20 protein-coding genes are annotated in these 21,287 nt (G+C 70.9%); 2 read left to right on the top strand and 18 right to left on the bottom strand.

The genetic code is table 11. The annotated features are described in order from the left end of the window. Positions 1–19: 19 nt before the first annotated feature. From ACFWPS_RS16615 to ACFWPS_RS16625, 3 genes are read right to left on the bottom strand one after another with little or no spacing between them, the layout of a single operon-like run. On the bottom strand, positions 20–1,378 hold the full coding sequence (locus ACFWPS_RS16615; protein WP_383705557.1) for an acyltransferase family protein: 1,359 nt from the start codon (positions 1,376–1,378) through the stop codon (positions 20–22). Further along, positions 1,378–3,804, bottom strand: a complete 2,427-nt coding sequence (locus tag ACFWPS_RS16620; protein ID WP_383705559.1) for a bifunctional polysaccharide deacetylase/glycosyltransferase family 2 protein — start codon at positions 3,802–3,804, stop codon at positions 1,378–1,380. Before ACFWPS_RS16620 ends, ACFWPS_RS16615 begins: the two co-directional genes overlap by 1 nt. 22 nt (positions 3,805–3,826) lie before the next feature. Further along, entirely contained in the window at positions 3,827–4,204 is a 378-nt protein-coding gene (locus tag ACFWPS_RS16625; RefSeq protein WP_383705561.1) for a hypothetical protein, read from the bottom strand. Positions 4,205–4,509: 305 nt separating this feature from the next. Between ACFWPS_RS16625 and ACFWPS_RS16630 the strand changes: the two genes are divergently transcribed. Next, positions 4,510–5,547 carry a chitinase gene (locus tag ACFWPS_RS16630; protein ID WP_383705563.1) on the top strand — a complete coding sequence of 346 codons (1,038 nt, stop codon included), beginning with the start codon at positions 4,510–4,512 and terminating at the stop codon, positions 5,545–5,547. Between the two features lie 88 nt (positions 5,548–5,635). Here ACFWPS_RS16630 and ACFWPS_RS16635 read toward each other — a convergent pair whose 3' ends face one another. From ACFWPS_RS16635 to ACFWPS_RS16660, 6 genes are all read right to left on the bottom strand, one after another. Beyond that, the gene (locus tag ACFWPS_RS16635; protein WP_383705565.1) at positions 5,636–6,085 is read right to left on the bottom strand and encodes a hypothetical protein; all 450 of its coding nucleotides are present in this window, start codon (positions 6,083–6,085) and stop codon (positions 5,636–5,638) included. A 25-nt stretch (positions 6,086–6,110) separates the two neighbouring features. Further along, the gene (mqnC, locus tag ACFWPS_RS16640) at positions 6,111–7,310 is read right to left on the bottom strand and encodes a cyclic dehypoxanthinyl futalosine synthase (protein ID WP_351708850.1); all 1,200 of its coding nucleotides are present in this window, start codon (positions 7,308–7,310) and stop codon (positions 6,111–6,113) included. 73 nt (positions 7,311–7,383) lie between these two features. After that, positions 7,384–7,932 carry a 2-phosphosulfolactate phosphatase gene (locus ACFWPS_RS16645; protein ID WP_383705567.1) on the bottom strand — a complete coding sequence of 183 codons (549 nt, stop codon included), beginning with the start codon at positions 7,930–7,932 and terminating at the stop codon, positions 7,384–7,386. Between the two features lie 370 nt (positions 7,933–8,302). Next, positions 8,303–9,172: a prepilin peptidase gene (locus ACFWPS_RS16650; RefSeq protein ID WP_383705569.1), complete on the bottom strand. Its 870-nt coding sequence runs from the start codon at positions 9,170–9,172 to the stop codon at positions 8,303–8,305. Continuing rightward, on the bottom strand, positions 9,169–12,135 hold the full coding sequence (locus tag ACFWPS_RS16655) for a hypothetical protein (RefSeq protein ID WP_383705572.1): 2,967 nt from the start codon (positions 12,133–12,135) through the stop codon (positions 9,169–9,171). Before ACFWPS_RS16655 ends, ACFWPS_RS16650 begins: the two co-directional genes overlap by 4 nt. Positions 12,136–12,390: 255 nt before the next feature. Further along, positions 12,391–12,741: an SsgA family sporulation/cell division regulator gene (locus ACFWPS_RS16660; protein ID WP_383705574.1), complete on the bottom strand. Its 351-nt coding sequence runs from the start codon at positions 12,739–12,741 to the stop codon at positions 12,391–12,393. Positions 12,742–12,943: 202 nt separating this feature from the next. On the opposite strand from ACFWPS_RS16660, the gene ACFWPS_RS16665 reads away from it, so the two are divergent. After that, positions 12,944–14,476 (top strand): sigma-70 family RNA polymerase sigma factor, encoded by a 1,533-nt coding sequence (locus ACFWPS_RS16665; RefSeq protein ID WP_383705577.1) that lies wholly within the window; start codon positions 12,944–12,946, stop codon positions 14,474–14,476. Here ACFWPS_RS16665 and ACFWPS_RS16670 read toward each other — a convergent pair. The 9 genes from ACFWPS_RS16670 to ACFWPS_RS16710 are packed head-to-tail and all read right to left on the bottom strand — an operon-like array spanning position 14,473 to position 20,964. After that, positions 14,473–14,934: a TadE/TadG family type IV pilus assembly protein gene (locus tag ACFWPS_RS16670; protein WP_217548921.1), complete on the bottom strand. Its 462-nt coding sequence runs from the start codon at positions 14,932–14,934 to the stop codon at positions 14,473–14,475. The genes ACFWPS_RS16665 and ACFWPS_RS16670 overlap by 4 nt on opposite strands. Continuing rightward, entirely contained in the window at positions 14,931–15,341 is a 411-nt protein-coding gene (locus tag ACFWPS_RS16675; protein ID WP_383705579.1) for a TadE/TadG family type IV pilus assembly protein, read from the bottom strand. The genes ACFWPS_RS16670 and ACFWPS_RS16675 overlap by 4 nt, the downstream gene beginning before the upstream one ends. Positions 15,342–15,350: 9 nt before the next feature. Beyond that, entirely contained in the window at positions 15,351–15,812 is a 462-nt protein-coding gene (locus ACFWPS_RS16680) for a TadE family protein (RefSeq protein WP_383705582.1), read from the bottom strand. 43 nt (positions 15,813–15,855) lie between these two features. Continuing rightward, positions 15,856–16,107 carry a hypothetical protein gene (locus ACFWPS_RS16685; protein WP_189266468.1) on the bottom strand — a complete coding sequence of 84 codons (252 nt, stop codon included), beginning with the start codon at positions 16,105–16,107 and terminating at the stop codon, positions 15,856–15,858. 59 nt (positions 16,108–16,166) lie between these two features. Beyond that, positions 16,167–17,087, bottom strand: coding sequence for a type II secretion system F family protein (locus ACFWPS_RS16690; protein WP_383705585.1), 921 nt, complete (start codon positions 17,085–17,087; stop codon positions 16,167–16,169). After that, on the bottom strand, positions 17,084–18,082 hold the full coding sequence (locus tag ACFWPS_RS16695; RefSeq protein ID WP_383705587.1) for a type II secretion system F family protein: 999 nt from the start codon (positions 18,080–18,082) through the stop codon (positions 17,084–17,086). The genes ACFWPS_RS16690 and ACFWPS_RS16695 overlap by 4 nt, the downstream gene beginning before the upstream one ends. A gap of 7 nt (positions 18,083–18,089) precedes the next feature. Next, complete coding sequence (locus ACFWPS_RS16700; RefSeq protein ID WP_383705590.1) at positions 18,090–19,397, bottom strand: CpaF family protein; 1,308 nt, start codon at positions 19,395–19,397, stop codon at positions 18,090–18,092. Beyond that, complete coding sequence (locus tag ACFWPS_RS16705) at positions 19,394–20,233, bottom strand: hypothetical protein (RefSeq protein ID WP_383705593.1); 840 nt, start codon at positions 20,231–20,233, stop codon at positions 19,394–19,396. The genes ACFWPS_RS16700 and ACFWPS_RS16705 overlap by 4 nt, the downstream gene beginning before the upstream one ends. A 17-nt stretch (positions 20,234–20,250) precedes the next feature. Continuing rightward, positions 20,251–20,964 (bottom strand): hypothetical protein, encoded by a 714-nt coding sequence (locus ACFWPS_RS16710; protein ID WP_383705595.1) that lies wholly within the window; start codon positions 20,962–20,964, stop codon positions 20,251–20,253. Positions 20,965–21,287: the final 323 nt, after the last annotated feature.

Here is a 21,287-nt window from a genome sequence, read left to right on the forward strand (position 1 = left end):
CCATTCTTGCAGCACGCCCTCAGGGGAGAAGCTTCGGCTTCTTCTTCGCGGCCACGTCCTCCACCCAGCCGCACGCCACGATGAACACCGCGATCAGGATCCAGCCCACGCCGAACATGAACCACTGGCTGTCCAGCGGGAGCCACTTCTCGAACGCGGGCACGTTCCACATCTGGTCGATCAGCGGGACCGCGAGGACCAGGGCGATCTCGTGCCAGAGGTAGATCGTCACCGCGCGGGCGTTGAAGATCGTGACCGTGCGGTCGAGTTTCTTGTACCGGGTCAGCCAGGCGAAGTCGATCTTGAAGTACGCCTTCGCCCACATCAGCAGCATCACGAAGCCGGCCGACCAGAAGGCCTGCGCGAGGGGGTTCTCGTCCAGGTCGTAGGTGCCGAAGTCGGCCTGGTGCGAGAAGGCGTACCAGCCGCCGTAGCCGATCGCGGCGAGCGAGCCTACGACCACCAGGGCCGGCTTCATCCGCTGGAGCACGCCGTCGCGGTGCGCGAAGCCGAGGATCCAGCAGAAGAGGTACGTCGACAGGTCCCACAGGGCGCTGCCGAACCGGTTGTCCGGGCCCGACCAGACGAAGTTCAGGACCAGGATCGGGGCGAGGGAGAGGAGGAGCACCGGGATCGGGGCCTTGCGGAAGATCCACAGCAGGGCCGGCGAGAGGAGCACGAACCAGAGGTAGGTGCGCAGGTACCAGAGGATCTCCCAGGCCTGGGTGCCCCACGCGTTGCCCGGCGGGTCGCCGAGCGGCACGATCCAGTAGACGATCTCCCAGCCCGGCATCCAGTCGTGGATCAGCATCGCCAGGACGACGAAGAAGCCCCAGAACCAGAAGGGCGGCAGGAGGCGGCGAAGCCGGCTCTTGACCACCTTGAGCGCCGGACGCTCCAGGGACTTCGCCATGAGGGTGCCGGCGAGGCCGAACATGATGCCCATGGAGGGGAACACCATGCCGCACCAGGCCCAGCCGAAGGTGTGGTAGGTGACGACGCGGATGAGGGCGACGGCACGGAGGGTGTCGAAGTAGCGGTCCCTTGCGGGGGGCTTGGGCCGCGGGTTCGGGTCGGACTCGTTGGCGTCTGCTTGTTCGGCGCCCGGAGCTGTGGGCTGTGCCCACCCGTTCCGCCCTGCGGAACGACTGCCCACAGCAGTTGAGTCGGGTGCCGGTTCCGGGGAGTCCGGTTCAACGAGGGGCAGTGGGGCCGTTTGGTCCGGCGCCGGGGTGTAGCCGTAGTCGGCGTACTGCTGTTGCTGGGGGTACGGCTGCTGGGCGTACTGCTGCTGGCCGCCGTAGGGGCCGTGGTCGTAGCCGTTGTAGCCCTGCTGGTACGGGTTCTGCTGGTACGGGTTCTGCTGGTCCCAGCTCATCAGCCGCTCACCCCCGCCGGGGTGCCGACCTCGCCCGTGCGCTTGAGTTTCTGCCAGCGCAGGCGGCCGCCGGTGAGGGCGGTGATGCAGGAGTGGATGAGGACGAGGTACATCATCTGGCGGTAGGCCAGCTGCTGCAGCGGCATCATCGCGAGATAGCGGTACCTCTCCTTGTCCAGGCGGAACGCGTAGGCGGCGCAGGCCAGTTGGATGCCGAGGACGGCGAGCCAGGCAAGCAGGGCCGCCTCGAAGTCGACGAAGATCATCGAGTAGACGGTGAAGACGTCGATCAGCGGGGCGAAGACCGGGGTGACGATCTGGAAGAGGACGACGAGGGGCATGCCGACGCGGCCGAAGCGGCCCGAAGGACCCTTGTCTGTCAGGGACTTGCGGTGCTTCCACAGGGCCTGCATGGTGCCGTAGGACCAGCGGTAGCGCTGGGACCACAGCTGCTTCAGCGAACCGGGCGCCTCCGTCCAGGCCTTGGCGTGCTCCTGGTAGACGACCCGCCAGCCCGCGCGGTGCATGGCGATGGTGATGTCGGTGTCCTCGGCGAGGGTGTCCTCGCTCATGCCGCCGACCTCCAGGACCGCCTCGCGGCGGAAGGCGCCGATCGCGCCGGGGATGGTCGGCATGCAGCGCAGCAGGTCGTACATGCGGCGGTCCAGGTTGAAGCCCATCACGTACTCGATGTGCTGCCAGGCGCCGATGATCGTGTTGCGGTTACCGACCTTGGCGTTGCCGGCGACCGCGCCGACCTCGGGGTCGGCGAACGGCTGCACGAGGTGCCGTACCGTCTCCGGCTCGAAGACCGTGTCGCCGTCCATCATCACGACGATGTCGTAACTGGCATTGCGCACACCGTTGTTGAGGGCGGCCGGCTTGCCCGCGTTCTCCTGCCGGATGACCCGGACGTTGGGCATGCCGAGCTTGTCGGCGGCGGCGCGGGCGATCTCCGAGGTGCCGTCCGTGGAGCCGTCGTCGACGACGATGACCTCGATCGGGTGGGTGCTCTGCGCCAGCGACTCCAGGGTGTTGGCGATGCACTCCTTCTCGTTGTACGCCGGGACGATCACGCTCACCGGTCTGGTGACCGTCGCCCCCCAGCTGAACCGGCGTTTGTTGCGCAGCCGGTAGTGGCGGCGGGCGATGAGCAGCATCATCCCGAAGCGGCCCATGACCGCGATGCCGACGACGAACAGCAGACCGGAGAGGACCGGGAGGGCCCACTCGGCTATCGCGACCGCCACGATGAGCGCCTTGCCCTCGTAGAGGGTCATGCCGGTGGCCGTGCGATGAGCGGCCTGGAGGCGGGAGACGGTGGTGGCGCCGGTGCCGGTGCCGCTGTTGGGGGCGGTACCGCCCTCACCGTTCGGGGCGGAGCCGTTCGGGGCGGTGCCGGTGCCGGGCTGGGACCCGGTGCCGGTGCCGGTGCTGCCGGTGCTCGTACCGGTTCCGGTGCCGGTCACGCCGGCCTCGGTGACCCCGGTGGTGGTCTGGCTGTTCGAGCCGGTGCTCGCGGCGGCGGCCTGCCGGTTGGTGGTGCTCCGCTTCTGGATGACGCCGCTGACGGTGGTGAAGGTGTAGCCCTTCGCCTTCATCTTCTTGATGTACGTCGGCAGCGCCTTGATCGTCTGCGAGCGCTCGCCGCCGGCGTCGTGGAAGAGGACGGCGGCGCCCTTGGTGCCGCTCGGCGTGGCCCACTTGACGATCTTCGAGACGCCCGGCTTCTTCCAGTCGTCGCTGTCGGTGTCGACGAAGACGCTGGTGTAGCCCTCGTCGCCGAGCTTCTTGTAGACCGGCCAGCTGTAGTTGTCGATGGCGTCGGTCTCGGAGGAGTACGGCGCGCGGAAGAGGGTCGTCGTGATGCCGGCCGCGCCCGCCAGCGCGAGCTGTGTCTGCTGCATCTCGCGGTTGATCCGGGCGTCGCTCTGGTACGACAGGTCGACGTGCGTGAACGTGTGGACGCCGACCTCGTTGCCCTGCTGGACCATCGTCTTCACGATGCTCGGGTAGCGCGACACCATGGAGCCGACCAGGAAGAACGTGGCGGGCACGTCGTACTGCTCGAGGATCTTGAGGACCTGCGGGGTGTAGGTCGGGTTCGGGCCGTCGTCGAAGGTGAGGGCGATGGTCTTGGAGGGGACCGAGACGGTGGACGCCTGGCCGCCCCGGAAGGTGAGGATCGGGCCGCCGTCGAGGATCTTGTCCGGCACCTTGCTCGAGCTGGCGCCGGTGCGGACCCGCTGGTCGCCGCCGACCTCTGCGCGCAGATAGCCGTCGAGCAGCATCACGCAGGTCAGCGCCAGCAGAAGCAGCAGCGCGAGGATGACACGTGGTTTCTGCAGCGCCGCGGCCCTGCCCGCCGCCCGCTCGATGCGGGTGGGGGCGCGCCTGCGGCCGCGTGAGGACGTCGGTGTAGTCATGGGAAGAGGCCTGCGTTTCCGGTCAGTCGGCGGTGGCGGATGCGGAGGCGGACGAGGTGGCGGCGGTCGAGGGCAGCGACGACGGGCGGCCGCTGGGCACGCCGGCCTGACGGCCGATGCCGCCCTGCGGGCGCACGCCGCCGGGGGCGTTGCCGGCGCGCGCGAAGTCCGGGATCAGCGAGTCCGGGGTGAGCGAGGTTCCCCAGCCCATGAAGGCGGCGCCGAGCACTCCCGTGTAGGCGAGGCAGACGACGCCGAGGAGGAGGCCGACACGCCGCAGCACCTTGGACCGGCGCCCGGAGGAGTCGACGAACACGGGCCCCTCGGCAGACCCGTTGCCTTGTTTGCGGCGGCGACCGCGCACGGCGGCGCGGCTTTCGATGGCAGGCTCGGATTGCATTCCCCGGATATTAGGGAGTCTTTATGTGATCGTCTTCAGAGTTCTTGTGAAGTGCCCATGAGAAACCCCTTAACCTATCTTTTGGCTGAGAGATTCTGTGAACACCTGCGGCGGTCGCCGGGGATGAGAAACCACCTCAACATCCCTTTTGCTCCGCACCTTTCGCCCCATTCACCCCTTTCATTCCATGAGGTTTCTATGTATTGATCGGACCGTTGAACACCATGACCGTGTGAGACGTTTTCCTTTGGAATCAGGCTTTGTTTCGAGCCTGAGACACAAATCACGAGAGCGGGTGCATCTTAATGCGGAGTTTCCTCAGGCCGGCTGCTGGGCTTACCTGCCTGTTTGCCATGGCAGTCGCGGGGTGCTCCTCGGGCTCCGACGGCACGTCGGACGCGGCGCCCGCACCGTCGAAGAAGGCGTCCGCCTCCGCGAGTGAGGCCGACGGCTCGGACGGTTCCAGCACGTCGTACGCGCCCTACGTCAGCGCCACGGAGGCCGCCGACACGGACGACGCCGGGTCGCCCTCGACGTACAACCTCGCGTTCGTGATCGCCGGCGGCAGCAGCTGCACGCCCGCGTGGAACGGGACGGACGCGATAGGCGACTCGACCGTGAAGTCGCGGATCTCCAAACTGAAGGAGGACGGTGCGACGGTCCGGGTGTCCTTCGGCGGGGCCTCCGGGAAGGAGCTGGCGACGACGTGCTCCAGCGCGTCGAAACTCGCCGCCGCGTACGGTGCTGCGCTGGACGCCGCGGGCTCCGCCCAGGCGGACTTCGACATCGAGGGCGACACGCTGACCGACTCCGGCTCGGTCGCCCTGCGGTCGGAGGCGATCGCGCTGCTCCAGAAGGAACGGCCGGACCTGGAGGTCTCCTTCACGCTTCCCGTGATGCCGTCGGGGCTCGACTCCGACGGCCTCGCGCTGCTGGAGTCCGCGAACAAGTACGACGTGCAGGTCTCGACGGTCAACATCATGACCATGAACTACGGCGAGTCGTACGACGGGGACATGGGCGACTACGCGGTCACCTCGGCGAAGGCCACGCACACGCAGCTGAAGAAGGTGTTCGGGCTGTCGGACGCGGGGGCGTGGGGCGGGATGGCGCTGACCTCGATGATCGGGGTGAACGACGTCGACGGGGAGACGCTCTCGCTGTCCGACGCGAAGGATGTGCGGGCGTTCGCAGAGGAGGAGGGGGTCGCGTGGGTGTCGATGTGGTCGACGTTCAGGGATCAGCAGTGTGCGAGCGGGAGTTCGGGGGATGACGACGCGGCCACGAATTGCAGTGGGGTGAGCCAGAGTTCGGGGGCGTTCGGGAAGGCGTTCGCGGGCTGAGTGCCGTGTGCGGGTAGTCGGGGGCTGGTCGCGCCCACGCGGCGGCAGCCGCAAATCCAATACAGCCCCGCGCCCCTACGGGGCGCTTCTATCGACGTCTGTGGACAAGGCGCCCGGCGCACACCGTCGCGAGGCACACATCCGCCGCGTCGAAGACCACCAGGTCGGCCCGGGTGGTCTGCATGAGCGTCGGCTGTACGGGCGCGCCCGGAAGAACCGCCACGTCATTGCGCTCCGCCGCCGACCTGAGCTCGGGCGAGTCGACGTATCGCTCCAGGACCGCCGTCGCTCCCAGCTTCAGCACCGCGTGCACGCGCTCTCGCGGGCTCGGTGCGTCCGGGAGCGGGCCCTCGTGGACGCGGGCGGGGCCCAGCGCACCCGGCCAGGTGCGGACCCGCGCTCGCGGGAAGCGCTCGCGCAGCTCCTCGTACGGCCCCACGGCCGCGATCCGGTCCTGTACGACGGCCACCGCACCGTTCTCCACCGGCTCGGCGTCCCAGGTGACGAAGACCCGGTCCGCCGTGTGAATCGTCTCCACGAATACGTCGGTTACGTCGGTTACGTCAGTTGGAGGCGAGGAGCTTCAGCTCGGGGTGTGCGGTGCCGCCCTCGATCGCCGTCGAGGAGATGTGGGACATCACCCGCTCGTCGACCGGGTCGTTCGCCGGGTCGTCGTGGACGACGAGGTGCTCGTACGTCGTGGCGCGCTGCGCCGGGACGCGGCCCGCCTTGCGGATCAGGTCGATGATCTCCAGGCGGTTGGAGCGGTGCTTGGCGCCGGCGGAGGAGACGACGTTCTCCTCCAGCATGATCGAGCCGAGGTCGTCCGCGCCGTAGTGGAGCGAGAGCTGGCCGACCTCCTTGCCGGTGGTCAGCCAGGAGCCCTGGATGTGGGCGACGTTGTCCATGAAGAGGCGGGCGATGGCGATCATCCGCAGGTACTCGAAGAGCGTGGCCTGGGTGCGGCCCTTCAGGTGGTTGTTCTCGGGCTGGTAGGTGTACGGGATGAAGGCGCGGAAGCCGCCCGTGCGGTCCTGGACGTCCCGGATCATGCGCAGGTGCTCGATGCGCTCGGCGTTGGTCTCGCCGGTGCCCATGAGCATGGTCGAGGTGGATTCGACGCCCAGCCTGTGGGCGGTCTCCATGATCTCCAGCCAGCGCTCGCCGCTCTCCTTGAGGGGCGCGATGGCCTTGCGGGGGCGCGCGGGCAGGAGCTCCGCGCCGGCGCCCGCGAAGGAGTCCAGGCCGGCCTCGTGGATGCGGGTGATGGCCTCCTCGACGGAGACGCCGGAGATCCGGGCCATGTGCTCGACCTCGGAGGCGCCCAGGGAGTGGATCACCAGCTGCGGGAACGCGTCCTTGATCGCCTTGAAGTGCTTCTCGTAGTACTCGACGCCGAAGTCGGGGTGGTGGCCGCCCTGGAACATGATCTGCGTGCCGCCCAGCTCGACCGTCTCCGCGCAGCGGCGCAGGATGTCGTCGAGGTCGCGGGTCCAGCCCTTGGCGGTGTCCTTGGGGGCCGCGTAGAAGGCGCAGAACTTGCACGCCGTGACGCACACGTTCGTGTAGTTGATGTTCCGCTCGATGATGTACGTCGCGATGTGCTCGGTACCCGCGTAACGGCGGCGGCGTACGGCGTCGGCGGCGGCGCCCAGCGCGTGCAGCGGGGCGTCGCGGTAGAGGTCGAGCGCCTCTTCCGGGGTGATCCGCCCACCGGCTGCGGCACGGTCGAGGACGGACTGAAGGTCGGCCTTCTCGGTCACCGGGCGCGTCCCTTTCGTAATGGCTTGTGGACGGACCGAACCAGCCTACGCCAGCCCTTCGGACGGCCCGACCTCAGGATGTGTACGGGTAGGTGCCGGGTGCCTGTGTCCCCGGTTCGTCGCGCGCGGCGGACACCGCCGCCGGGCCGGGGGGATCGTCGGCAAATCCTCCCTGGACCAGTTCCAGACCCGAGGAACAGCAGGCCACGGTCTCCGCTGCCTTGGGGGTCCCGGTGAAAGACGATCGTGCGACGGCGGCCTCGGGCGACAGGGGCCCGGCTCCTTGTTCCTGCAGTTCGGCGATGATCGCGCCGGCTCCGAACAGATCCTCCAACGCAGGCCGCAGGCTTCCGTCCGGCCAACGCTCGCCCGAGGCGATCACACCGACGGGACACTCCGGGGTGCCGTAACCCCGAGTGGCGAGCCATCGCCCTGCGGCCGTCGCATTGCGCAGACAGCCGGCGACCACGGTCGAGTTGCCGGCCGTCGGCCGCAGGGTGATCAGCACGCGCTCGACCAGTGCGGCGGGGTCGGGCTCGTGGTGAAGCACGGTGGCGAACAGCGCGGTGTCGTAGACCCCGGTACCCGTGTCCCAGAGGGCGTCGAGGGGCCGAGTCCGCACAGCGGGTTCGGTGGGGTAGGCACCGACATATCCCCAACGCACGGTGTGGGTCAGGATCCAGTGCAGCCCTTCCGGATCCGGGGAACCTCCCACGAGCTCGTCACACGGTCTCGCTGGGGTGCGCTCGGGCCATGTCGGCCGGTGGATCGCGAATTCGCTATGCAGCACGACGGTCAGGCAGGCCCCCGGGTGGGCGAAATACCGGTGTCCGTCGCGTTCTGTCCGCAGGCCGAGACAGACTGCGGCCGAGTCGAGTGCTCACGGTTCGCCAATGGTCTGCAGGGACAGACCTCGTACCCCCGCCAGGCAGTGGGCCACGCAACAGGACAACGCAAGCACGCCCGTACATCCGAGAAAAGGACATCGGAGACTAGACGCCGCTATACGCGCCGACCAGCAGCCCCGCGAACGCTCCCGCGATCAGGAACGGCCCGAACGCGATCGCCGTCTTGCGCCCGGCCCGCCGTACGACGACGAGTGCGCCGCCGTACAGGGCGCCGAACAGGAAGCTGGCGAAGGTGCCGAGCAGCACGGTGGGCCAGCCGTACCAGCCGAGGGCGGCGCCCGCGCCGAGGGCCAGCTTCACGTCGCCGAAGCCCATGCCGCCGGGGTTGATGAGGAAGAGGACGAAGTAGCCGCCGCCGAGGGCGAGGGCCGCGTAGAGGGAGGTGGACCAGTCGCCTGCGTGCTCGGGGAGCAGGGCGGCGACCCCGAGGAGGGCGAGGGCCGCGGCGGCGAAGGGGAGGGTGAGGGGGTCGGGGAGGCGCTGGACTCGGAAGTCGACCACCGTGAGAAGGACGCCGACGGGGGCCAGGAGCAGCCAGACGGCGAGTTCGGGGCGGGTGCCGGTGGCTAGGGCGAGGGCTGCGCAGACGAGGGCGGTGGCCAGGGCAAGGGGGGCGGGTGCGGGTGCGTGGGTGGTTGCGGATTTGGTGTTCCCACCCGCACCATCCGTGCGAGTTTCGTTGTCGGGGGCGGGTGGCCTCTGTGCGGCGTCCTCGCCGTCGGCGGCCGCGGGTTCGTCGTCGGGAGCTGATACGCAGGCGTCGGCGGGCGTGCACTCGGCGCAGCGGGCCGGGCCCAGCCAGCCCCCGATGGGATGGCCCGCCGGGCACGCCCTGCGCCACTCCTCCCCCGCCGGGACCGAGAAGCGGTACGCGGCTCGGGGCAGCAGGGCGCCGGCCGTCGCGCCCCAGAGGGCGGCGGCGGCCGGGAGGGCGAGGTCCAGGGCGGTCGTCATCCCGTCGCGGCGGCGCCGTCGCGCCAGGTCGGGAGGAGCTCGTCGAGGAGGGCCTCGGTGCGCGGGGGCAGACCGCGCGCACCGCTGCGGGTGACGAGGTCGGCGGCGAGGGCACGCAGCCGGTCCGGGTCGCCGGTGGCGTGCGTGGCGCGCAGCAGCTCGTTCCAGAGGCGCTCGTCCGCCGAGGCGGTCCGCAGCGCCGCACCGAGCGCCTCGATCGCCTTCTCCGCGCGGTCCTTCTCCAGGTGGAACGCGGACAGCGCGAGGCCGATGTCGGCGACGAGGAGCGGCAGCTGGGCGTCGATGATCTCGTGGGTGAGCCAGCGGTAGCGGCCCTCCGCGCGGTCGGCGAGCAGCGGGCCGCGCACCAGGACGAGCGCGTCGGTGAGGAGGCGGCCGCGGACCGCCCGGCTGTCGACGCCCTTGCCCTGGGTGGCCTCGTGGTAGAGGGAGCGCAGTACGTCCAGGTCGGAGACGACCGACTTGGCGAGCGTGAGGCGGCCGGCCGCGTCGGAACGCAGCCGGGCGCCGCCGTCGGGGTCGGTACCGAGCCAGCCGCGCAGCCGCTCCAGGAGGGCGTCGCGGACGTCCTCCGTCACGCCCCGCGGCCACAGCGCGGACGACAGCACGCGCGGGTGCACGCCCTCGCGGTGCAGGAGGAGGAGAGCAAGGGCCTCGTGGAGGAGGGGGCTGCGCTCGCCGTCGGGGGTGTCCAGGCCGATGATCTCGTACGGTCCGACGAGCCGCGCGTACACCGCGGGACGGCCCTGTTCGCTGATGTCGACGAGGAACGGCGGGGTGGTGGTGGGCCCGTCCGGGTCGCGCTCGGGGTCGGCCTCCACGAAGAGTTCGACGACCGCGCGCTGCTGGACGGCGGGCAGCAGCTGGGCCTGGAGTTCGAGGCCGAGGAGCGGGGCGAGGAGCCTGCCGTCCGGGGTGATCTCCATCGCCCAGGCGGCACCCGGCAGGTCGTCGCTCTCGGTGCCGACCAGGTAGCCGATGCCCAGCCGGCCGGCGTCCGCGGCGAGTTCGGCCAGGCGCAGGGCGTCCTCGGCGGACGGCTGGGTGGCGAGCAGCACCAGGTTCGGCGCCCAGCGGGTGTGCTGGGCGGGCCCGGTCCGGCCGGTGAGAACCGAGTGGTGGTCGGCGGCGCCCAGCGCGCCGCGCCGCTGCCGGGTCTCCGCCTCCATCGTCTCGAACAGCGCCTCCACGTCGTCGAGATGGCGCAGCCGGTTGGGGGCGAGCGGGGTGAGATCCGCACCGAAGCCGACGAGCGTGATGGTCATACGGTCCGACCAGCCGTTGGTGGCGAGTTCGGCGGCGACGGAGGCGAACACGGCGGCCCGGTCGGCCTCGCGGCCGCTCAGCGAGACGATGCCGGGTACGGCCTCCAGGTTGAGCAGCAGCCGCGAGTCGTCCATGGTGCCGAGGCTGACCAGACCGGGGTACGGGGCCGCGGCGTCGGTGTCCTCGTAGCGCTCGGCGTCCGCGCGGGACAGCGTCCAGAACGTCTGGTCCTGGCCGAGCTGCCAGGGCGCCGGGGGTTTGCCGGCCGGCTGGGCGAGTTGCAGATGCAGATCGCCGTGGCTGAGCCAGGCCGCGTAGACGACGGGCAGGGAGCGGGACTCGGCGGTGAGGGCGGCGGCGAGCGCGCGGAGCGACCGGTCGAGCTGCCGTACGCCCTCCGGGTCCGCGCCGACCAGCAGCGCGTCCTGGACGTCCTGGGCGTCGCCGGTCGGGATCGGCGGCTCCATGCCACGGCGGCCGCCCACGGCACCGAGCGCCGACTGCCACAGGGCCTGCCGGCGCCGGCGGCCGAGGGCGGCGAGCAGGCCGGCGGCGAGGAGGGGGGCGCCGAGCAGGGCCTCGGGCAGACCGAAGGAGGAGGAGGAGTGCGCGGAGGTCTCGTGTGCGGCGGGGGCGCCGGTGTTGCCGCCGGTCTGGCGCTGGCTGGGCACGGTGATCTGGGCGGTGGCGCCGTCCTCGCCCGCGTGCTGCCCGCCGCCCTGCTCCTGGTGCTGCTGCTGGGCTTGGTCGCCGGTCTTCGCGTAGTCGCCGATCTGCTGCTGGACCTCCGGCGAGACGTGCGCGTCGGGGTTCTCCACGAGTTCGCCGCCGTGTGCGTCGCCGGGCATCTCCATGATCCAGCCGGGGCGGATGAGGCTGGCCTCGGAGAGCCGGGAGCCGTCGGGCTGGATGCGGTCCTTGTTGAGCTCGTAGATCTCCTTGTACCGGCGGCCGTCGCCGAGGTGGCGCTGCGCTATCTCCCACAGGGAGTCGTGGTGGCGGCCCTCGGGCGGCTGGATCCGGTAGTACTTCGTCGCGCCGTGCGTGGCGGTGGAACCCTGCTCCGCCTGGGCGGCGGCATGACTTGCCTGTTCGGCGAGGGCGGCGGCGGTGCTCTTCGCCTGCTCCTGCTGCTGGGCGAGGATGCCGGGGGTCGCCTGGGCGGTGGCGACCGTGCCCTTCTGGTTGCCTTCGAGGCTGTGGCCGAGCTGGGAGAGGCCCGGGGTGAAGCTGGCGGCGGTGGCGCCGACGAGCAGCAGCGCGGCCACGAGCTGACGGGCGAGCAGCTGGCTGGGGCCGGAGCCGGGGACCCGGCCGGGCAGGCCGACGCCGGAGACGGCGGCCTTGACCTCCACGAGCACGCAGGCCGTGAACTGGGCCCAGGCGAGCCACACGATGACCGTCAGGGTGTTCAGGAACACGTCGACGCCGATCGGCTGCGACAGCCATTCCATCTTCGGCGCGCTGTGCGGCAGGGGCCAGCCCACGGTCACGGCGAGGGCGCCGGGGACGCCGACGACGAGGACGAGCAGCACCACGAAGGCGAAGAACGCCTTGACGAAGTCCCCGAACGTACGCCGACGCAACCGCACCGGCTGCGGGGTCCGGTTCCGCGGACCCGACGGAGCGGTACCCGTCGGTCTTCCCGTCGAGCTTGATGTGCTGCGTCGCGCCATGGCGGGTGTCCCGGGGTCGTGTGCGGAAGGAGTGGGCCGGGGGCGCGCCGAGCCTGTCGATGTCCCCCTGACGATCCTATTGACTGGGACCGACAGCGTCGAAGGGGAAGAACGGCGAACAGCCGCCTGAATCATCCCAATTAGCCAATCAATGCCCTATTGGCCGGAGTTGCCACCGCCCGGCCCGCACACGCCCCCTCCACACACCCCGCACAATCCCCCGCCGACTCCGTTCTCAGCTGCACACCCGGAGCTTCAGCCGCACACCCGGAGCGACGACAGCAGGAAGCGGGTGAGGGCCGAGGTGGGGAAGCTGATCGCCGCCACGCCCTCCTCCGCGCGCAACTCCACCACCGTGCGCGACGGGCCGTACGGGCGCACCTGCACGTTGCCGAGCGCGGCCGGGCCCGCCAGGCCTTCCTCCAGCAGGGCCCGCGCGAAGGTCCAGGTGACCTCCTCGCCGTCCAGGGAGATCCAGGGCGGGAAGACGAAGTGCACGGCCTGCGGGTCGGCCGAGGTGTAGCGGAGGGTCGCGGGCACCGCCACCTCCTGTTCGTCGGCGGTGAGCAGGCGGGCGCCGGTGGGCTGCTCAAGGGTGATGGGCACGGGTGGTCTCCGGGGGTGCGGTGCGATGGTGGGCCGTCGTACAAGTGAGAGCGCCTGGCGACGGGCTCATTACGCCGGAAACACAAGCGACTTGAGTGACATGTGTCACTTTCCGATGCGCTTGAAACTTTGCTTGAAAGTTTCGTCATCTACTCTGACAAACCTTCTCCCGCCCCACAGCCGGCAACTGGAGCGTTCCGCCATGCACGACGGTTCCTCTGCAGTGATCAGCGCCACCGCCTATGCCCGGATCTACGAGGAACAGCAGCCGCGCCTCGTCGCGTACGCCCGCTCCCTCACCCGGAACGCCTGGCTCGCCGAAGACCTCGTCGCCGAGGCGCACTTCAGGGTCTGGCGGCGGCTGGCCGAGGGGCACGGGATCGACAACGTGTCGGCGTACCTGACGACGACCGTCCGGCATCTCGCGTACGCCGCGAACGGCGCCCCGCGCGAGACGCCCCGCGACCCGCACGACGACGAGCAGGCCGAGTCCGGCCGCCACGGCGACGACCCGGCCGAGCAGGTCTCCTCCGTCGACCTGCTCGTGCGCGTCCTGGCCCAGCTGCCCGAACGCTGGGTCAAGGCCCTCTGGCTGGCCGAGGCGGAGGGCCAGCCGCTGGCGCAGATCGGGCCGCAGCTGGGCACCAAGGAGGGCGCCACCGCCGTCCTGCTGCACCGCGCCCGTGAGGGGATGCGGCAGGCCTTCCTGCGCACCCAGACCGGAGCCCCCGACGACCCCGCCTGCCAGGTCCACTGGAGCCGGATGCCCGCGTATGTGCGGGGCGCCGCCACGGAACGCCAGTCCGACCGCCTGCTCGGGCATGTGGACACCTGCGAGGACTGCCGGACCCGGCTCGCCGCGCTGATGAGCGCCAACGACCGGCTCCCCGCCCTCGTCGGCCCGGCCCTGCTGGTGTTCGCGGTGGGCGGCACGGCCGGCAAGTTCCTGCTGACCCTGACCGCGGCCGGGGCCTCGGCGGGCGCTCACGCGGGCGGCGGCGCGAGCGGGCTGCTGCACGGCGTACGGCAGGCCACCGGTGTCGGCGGTACGAAGGCGCCGTTGGCGGTCGCGGCGGGCGCCATGGCGGCCGGTGCGGCGGCGCTGGTGCTGATACTCGGCCCCGGCCAGTCCGCCTCGGTCCCCGCCCAGCGGGCACCGGTCGCCGACGCGCCGGTGACGCAGATGCCGGTGGCCGAGCAGCCGGCGGTCCCGGACGGCACACAGCCGACGGTGACACCCGGTCAGGACGGCGGGGAGCCGGTACGGCAGCAGGCCGCGGACGACGAAGGCGCGGACGCGGTCGTGTCCCGGACCGAGCCCGAACCCACGCCCACGACGCAGCCGCCGTCGGACAGCGGCGGCTCGACGGCCGATCCCGGTGGGCAGAGCCCAGGGGGCGACGGGGACGGGAGCAGCGCCCCGCCTGCACCGACGGAGCCGACGCCGCCCTCCGTGCCCACGGTCCCGGACCCCACTCCCCCGGCACCGCCGACCGAGCCGACGCCGCCCACCGATCCCACGCCCCCGGCGGACCCGGCGCCCGTGGACCCGCCGCCCGTAGCGGACCCCGCCCCGGTACCGGCCGACCCGGATCCGGCCACTCCGCCGGACGACGACTGCCCACCCCGGCACGGCAACGGTGGCGGTGGCGGCGGCGGGAACGGCCGTACCCACGGCGGCAACGGTGACAGCGACAGCGAGGGTCGTGGCGGCCGCACCACCCCCGGGGCCTAGCCCACCTCGTTCTCGGCCGTCGCCTGGCCGTGCACCACGATCGCGCCGCCGTAGAACATGCCGGTGAAGACCGGCTCGTACGTCAACTGGACCTCGACCTGGACCTGCTGGGCGTCGGCGGCGACGCAGTGCGTGCCCGCGATGTCGGCGGTGGACATGTCCATCTCGCGGGCGAAGGTCTTCACCCGGGCGTCGCAGTCCTGGAAGTTGATCGGCGCGTCGCCCTGGTTCTCGTACAGCTTGTCCAGGTCGATGTCCTGGGCCGCGTAACGGGCCGCCTGCTCCGCGATGTCGGCGGCCCGTTCGCGCTTGGAGATGGACAGGCCGCCGTCGATGACGAAGGCGGACAGGGTGAGGAAGACCAGGGCGAAGATGATGACCGCGCCGGCGCCCGAGCCCCGGTCGTCGAGACGGAGCCGGCGCGCGGTCCACCAACTGCGCAGCACCGCAAGGCTCATGCCGCCCTCCGGAGCGGGTCGAGGGGCGAGGAGAACGTCGAGGAGAGGGTCGTCGGGATGTCCAGGCCCAGCATCGCCAGACCCCTCACCTCGCAGCTCACCTCGACCGTGAAGATGGTGCCGGACTGGAAGCCGGCGCTGGTCTGTACGACGGAGACCGGCCCCGAGCAGACGTCCGACAGGTCGGCATCGGCGGCCTTCTGGGCCTCCGACATGGCCGTGGCATGGTCCTTCTGGATCGACCCGGCACGGGCCGCGTCCCGCGCGGCGCCGTCGATCGCCCCGCGTCCGTCGACGAGTTGGCCGAAGGCGACCAGGACGAGAATGAACAGGATCATGACCGGCGCGAGGATGACGACCTCGACGGTGGACAACCCCCGGTCGTCGTCCAGAGCTCTGTTCCGCACGGAGAACATCTAGTTCCTGTCCTCCACGAACCGCTCCACCGGTCCCGACGACTGCGCGTGCACCGTCAGGTCCAGGCCCGGGAACACCGTCGGGACGCGCGCCGTGATCTCGACGCCGACCGTGGTCTGTTCCGGCTGGAGCATCTTCACGTCGGGCGAAAGGACCAGCTGCGGCCCGAGTTGGCTGATGTAGGAGTCGACCACGTCCTGGGCCTCGCCGCGCCAGGCGCCCGGCTCCGCGTCGGCGGTGGCACGGGCCTTGCGGGCGCCGGCCTGGGCCGCCGCCTGGGCCACGTGGTCGGCGAAGAAGTACAGCGCGAACTGCACCGTCGCGAAGATCATGAAGAACAGGACGGGGGTGAGGAACACGAACTCGATCGCGGTCATGCCCGAGTCACCGCGCGTGGCCGCCGCCCGGCGGCGTACCCAGCCGCGCAGGCCTCTGCTCACGCCCGCGGACATCCCCGTCATCCCCGTCACCCCCGTCGTCCCCGTCGTGGTCGCGCTCGTCCGTTCAGCAGGTTCCGCTCGCGTTGGCGCCCTTGATGCAGTCGCCGACCTTCTTGGCGCCGTCGCTCAGCGCGGCGTTGATGATGGCGGCCACCACGCCGACGATCGCCACGACGACCGCGGAGATGATGACCCACTCGACGGCGGAGGCGCCGCGGTCGAGTTCGCCGGAGCGGGCGCGCTGCACCCGGCCCTGGAGGAAGGTGACCAGGAAGTCCACCGCCGGGATCCCGGTGCTGAAGTTCCGTGTGTTCATGATGACTTGTCCTCTCGAAACAGCAGTAGGCGAAGGTTCTCGATTCAGCTCACGTCAGCTCACACCTGGAACACCCGCATCGCCGCCGGGAAGATCAGGAAAACCAGGAAGCCGGCGCACAGCAGCAGCTGGGCGACGAGCATCGACTGGGACTTCTCGCCCGCGCTGCCCTCGATCTCGGCGAGTTCGCGGTGGCGCATGGTCTCGGCGCGGGAGGCGAGGGACTCGCGGACCTTGGCGCCGTCGTCCGCGACCAGGGCGAGGGAGGCGGAGAGGTCCTTGAGCTCCTCCACACCGAGTTCCTCACCGAGCGCGCCCAGCGCCTGCCACTGGCTGACGCCGGTGATCCGGGCGTCGGCGAGGGCGTTGCGGATGCGCTGGTTGGCCCAGCCGTCGGAGATCTCGGCGGCCGCCATCAGCGCCTCGGGCAGGCCGCGGCCGCCGGCGAGGCTCATCGACACCAGGTCGAGGTACGCCCCGATGACCCGCCTGAGGTCCCGGCGCTTGTCGGCCGCGTCCCGTCGTACCTCCAGGTCGGGCAGGAAGAAGAACAGGGCCGCGCAGGCCAGGGAGAGCCAGACCGGGATGACCGGGCTGTGCCCGAAGCCCATCGTGTAGACGACGGCGAACAGGAACGGCCCGAAGATCAGGCCGGCCGCCGCGAGCAGCACCTTGGTCGCCAGGAACTTCTCCCAGCTGCGGTCCAGGACGGCGAGGTCCGCCCGGAGCGAGCGCTGTTCCCAGCCCTGTTCCCGGTAGAACTCGGCGACACGGGCCCCGACTTCGGCGCGCAGGGAGCCGAGCCGGCCGGTGTCCTGCGTCGGCCGCGCCGACTCGTAGGCCGCGCCGCGCGCCCGCATCGCGTCGATCCGGGCGACCTGGGCGACCGCGCTGCGCCGGGACGGCATCAGGGCACGGATCAGGGCGTAGACGCCGAGACCCAGGATCACGCCGACGACGATCGGCATCGTGAGGTTCACCGGCGTACTCCTTCCTCGGTGGGCAGCGTCTGCTGACCAGGCTGCCCCGGCTGACCAGGCTGGCCGGAAGCGGTGCGGGGCGGCCGGACGAACTGCACGGAGGACTGGTCGCGGACCAGGAACCGTTCCGGGGTCTCGATGGTGGACAGCTTGCGCAGCCACCAGAAGCCGAGCGCGAACAGCCCGCAGACCAGGGCGAGGACGAGCTGGCCGACGGCGGTGCCGTACGGCGAGACGAAGTCGCGGTTGAAGACGGCGAGGCCGAGCACGAACGCGACGGACACGGCGACGACGATCTGCACCGAGCGCCGCGTGGACGCCCGCTGGGCCATCACGCGCTGGCGCATGTCGACCTCCTCGCGCGCCGACTTGGCCAGGGCGCCCAGCACCTGGCGCAGGCCGGGGCCGCGGAGGCGGGCGTTGAGGATGAGGGCCGCGACGATGATGTCGGCCGAGGCGTCGTTGATCTCGTCGGCGAGGTGCTGGAGGGCGTCCGGCAGCGGGGTGCGGGCGCGCAGCCGGTCGACGAGGGCGTCGAGGTGCGGCCGCAGGATGGGCGCGGCGGCACGGGCCGAGGCCGGGATGGCCTGCTCCAGGCCGACCGCACCGGCGATCGTGTCGCGCAGCGACTCGGTCCAGGAGGCGAGGGCCTCCACGCGCTTCATCGCGGCCCGCTCCTCGGCGGCGCCGCCGAACAGCTTGTCCCAGAAGAAGACCAGGACGCCGGCGGCGATGCCGGCCACCGCCCAGCGGGTCATCAGCAGCACGGCGAGCCCGATGATGGCGGCGAGGGAGCCGCGCTGGCCGGCGAACCGGATGAGCTCGGCGGCCCGTTCGTTGGCCTTCTGCTTCTCGTGGTCGGGCTTGGCGGGCAGGCCGCGGATCGCCAGGATCAGCAGCGCGAGCCCGCCGCCGGCGGCGACTCCGCAGCCGAGCGCGTACAGGACCTCGGTGGAGAAGAGCCCGCCCATGGAGCCCAGGGAGTCCAGGTTCATGATCAGATCACCCCCAGGCCCCGTGCGGCTGGTAGCCGTAGGCCATCAGGTCCTCCAGGCAGGCTATGGGCGCATGCGGTACGACCCGGCCGTCGTGTGCCTCCGTGAACACCTCGCTGGACAGCACCCGGCCGTCGACGCCGTTGACCTCGCGGACCGAGGTGACCATGCGCTGGAGGCGGCCGCCGGTCTGGTAGTTGTTGCGCCGCTGGATGAAGACGACGAAGTTCACCGCGCCCGCGATCAGCATCTGGCTGGCCTCGATGGGCAGCCGCTCGGAGGCCTGGAGCGCGTACGTCGAGATGCGGTTGAAGACCTCGCTGGAGCTGTTCGCGTGAATGGTGGACAGTGACCCGTCGTTGCCCTGCGACATCGCGTTGAGCATGGTGACGATCTCGTCGCCGAGGACCTCGCCGACGATGACCCGGGACGGGTTCATACGCAGCGACCTGCGGACCAGTTCGGCCATGGAAATGGTGCCCTGCCCCTCGGAGTTGGGCAGCCGCTCCTCGAACGCCACCACGTTGGGGTGCAGGTCCTGGAAGGTGTCGAGCCCGAGCTCCAGCGCGCGCTCGACGGTGATGAGCCGCTCGTGCGGCGGGATCTCGTTGGCGAGGGCGCGCAGCAGCGTCGTCTTGCCCGCGTTCGTCGCCCCCGCGATCATGATGTTCTTGCGGGCCCGGACCGCGCAGGCCATGAAGTGCGCGACCTCGGGCGTCACGGTGCCGTTCCCGACCAGGTCGGAGATGAACACCTTGCCCATGCGGGCGCGGCGGATGGAGAGTGCGGGCCGCCGGGTGACGTCCATGACGGCGGAGAGCCGGGAACCGTCGGGCAGGCGGAGGTCGAGCTGCGGATTGGCCGAGTCGAACGGACGTGACGACAGACCCGAGTAGGCGCCGAGCACCTGGATCAGCTCGATGAGCTCCTCGTCCGTCTCCGCGACGGGATCCCCGATGGCCTCCCGTCCGTCGCTGTACCCGACGAAGACCTGGTCGCAGCCGTTGATGTCGATGTTCTCGACGTCCGGGTCGTCGAGCAGCGGCTGCAGCCGCCCGACTCCGAACAGCGCGGCGTGCACGGCGGCCGCGTACTGCTCCTCGGTCTCCGCGTCCAGCGGGGTGCGCCCGGCGTTGATGTCCGCGCGGGCGTACTCCTCCAGGATCTGGGCTATGACCGCGCGGGCGTACTGCCGTTCGTCCTCGCTGGACATCGGCGTGACACCGGACGCCTGGTCCTGGCGGCGCTGCTCGGCGATCCGGTCGCCGGCGTCCTGCCGGAACCGCTTGACCAACTGGTGGTCGACAGCGGTCACCGGCCGGCCCCCGCGTGGGGAGCCTGCGTCGGTACGGACCAGGCGGCGCCGAACTGCTGGTGGAGGTCGGCGGTGACCTTGCGGGCCGAGCGGATGAGCAGGGACTTGTCGAGGCGCCCGCGCTTGCGGCCGGCCAACTGGTCGGCGCCGGTGGGGTCGTCGGCGATGGTGCCGACCACCCGGGCGCCGGTCTGGGCGTGTACGAGCATGTCGTTGACCTGGTTGACCAGCTTGCCGGAGCTCGACGCGTCGGCGACCAGCACCACGCCGATCAGCGGGGTGGCAAGGGCGGCGGCACCGCGCGGACCGCCGTGCAGCTTCTGCGCGAGGGCGGCGGCACGGTCCCGGACCCGGGCGAGGGCCTCCGGCTCGGTCCGCGAGACCAGCAGCACGAGCGCCGCGTGCGGGAACAGCTCGACGGCCGGGGTGTCGCCGCTGACCCGGCCGCAGTCGGCGATGACGTCGGCGGGTGCGTTCGGGGAGTCGGCGAGGGAGGCGAAGGCATGCCCGAGGGTGGGCCAGAGCCCGGCGAGCCCGGCGGCCTGCTCGGCGATCCCGAGCCCGACCAGCACCTCCAGCCCTCCGCTCAACGGCTGCACGTGATCCCAGAGTTGATCCGGTACGAGCCCTCGTCTCGCGGTGGCCGCTATGGACAGCATGCCGGTGTTGGGGTTGAGCGGTCCGCCGTGCGCGGCGGCACTGCGGTAGACCAGGTCGCCGCCGGCCGGGTCGGCCTCGGCGAGCAGGACCCGACGCGGCCAGACCGCGGCCAGCGCGACGGCCGCGGTGGTGACGCCGGGGGAACCCTTGTCGGCGGCGATTGCGATGAGCGCCATGGGGTGGGGGCCGCCTTCTAGTTGCCGGTGCTGGGCACGAGGACGAGGGCGACCTCGCCGTTGGACGCGGCGTCGGCCAGCTCGGCGGCCTTGTCGCTGTCGACGGTGAGCGTGATGGCGTAGCTGGTGCTGCTGACGAGTTCGCCGCTGCTCTTGTCGTCCGGTACGGCGCTGACCCTGGCGTCGCCCGTGATCAGCGAGTCAGTGCCGGCCGAGGAGGACGAACCGCCGGTGGCGGAGCCGCTGACGTGGTAGGCGGCGACGGTGTCGCCCACCTCGATACCGCTCGGGTACTGACCCTCCTTCAGGGCCAGGCCGACGGTGGACTTCCCGGCGGGAAGCTTGCTGCCGTCACCGAACATCTCGCCGACGGCGACGACACCGGCCGGGATGGTGCTCACGGCCTTCAGCTTCTTCAGGCCCTCCAGCTGGGACCACCTGACGTAGTGGATGCTGGAGTCGTCGGCGACCATGACGGAGGTCACGTTGCTCCCGTTCACGGACGAGCCGGCCGGGATCTCCTGCGTGATCTTTATGACCTCGATGCGCTTGCCGGCCTGCAGCACGAGCGTCGTGGCCCCCAGCGCACCCAGCAGAATCAGCAGCACCGCGAGCGCGGCCAGCGCGGGCTTGCGCTCGCGGGGCGCGGAGGGAAGCCGGTCACCGACCGAAGGCTGAGCCGGACCTGCCGAACGACCGGCGCCCGCCCCCGTACGCTCCTGGATCTTCACGCAACCGCTCCCCGTTACAGCCAAGAAAACTGTCTGCCGAACACTCGAACACTCTGTCAACGCCGTAAAAGCGGACACTCGACACCAACCGCCCGATCCGGCCGAATACTCGGCGACATGGCGAGAGTCAAGCGAACGCACCGTATCAGCCGCACATAAGCCCCTCAAGGCGCGCCCGGACTCCTTGACCTCACCGAAATCGTCGTTGCGATCTGCAACGGCGTTGCCCTGTGCGGCGGTTGGGATCGGGGGGACACCAGGGGGCACCGAACTGTGCGCCGGCGAATCCAGAACACCCCGTTCGCGGCCGGGCCGCCCCCGAC

Source organism: Streptomyces sp. NPDC058457, from assembly GCF_042720695.1.
Taxonomy (GTDB): Bacteria; Actinomycetota; Actinomycetes; order Streptomycetales; family Streptomycetaceae; genus Streptomyces.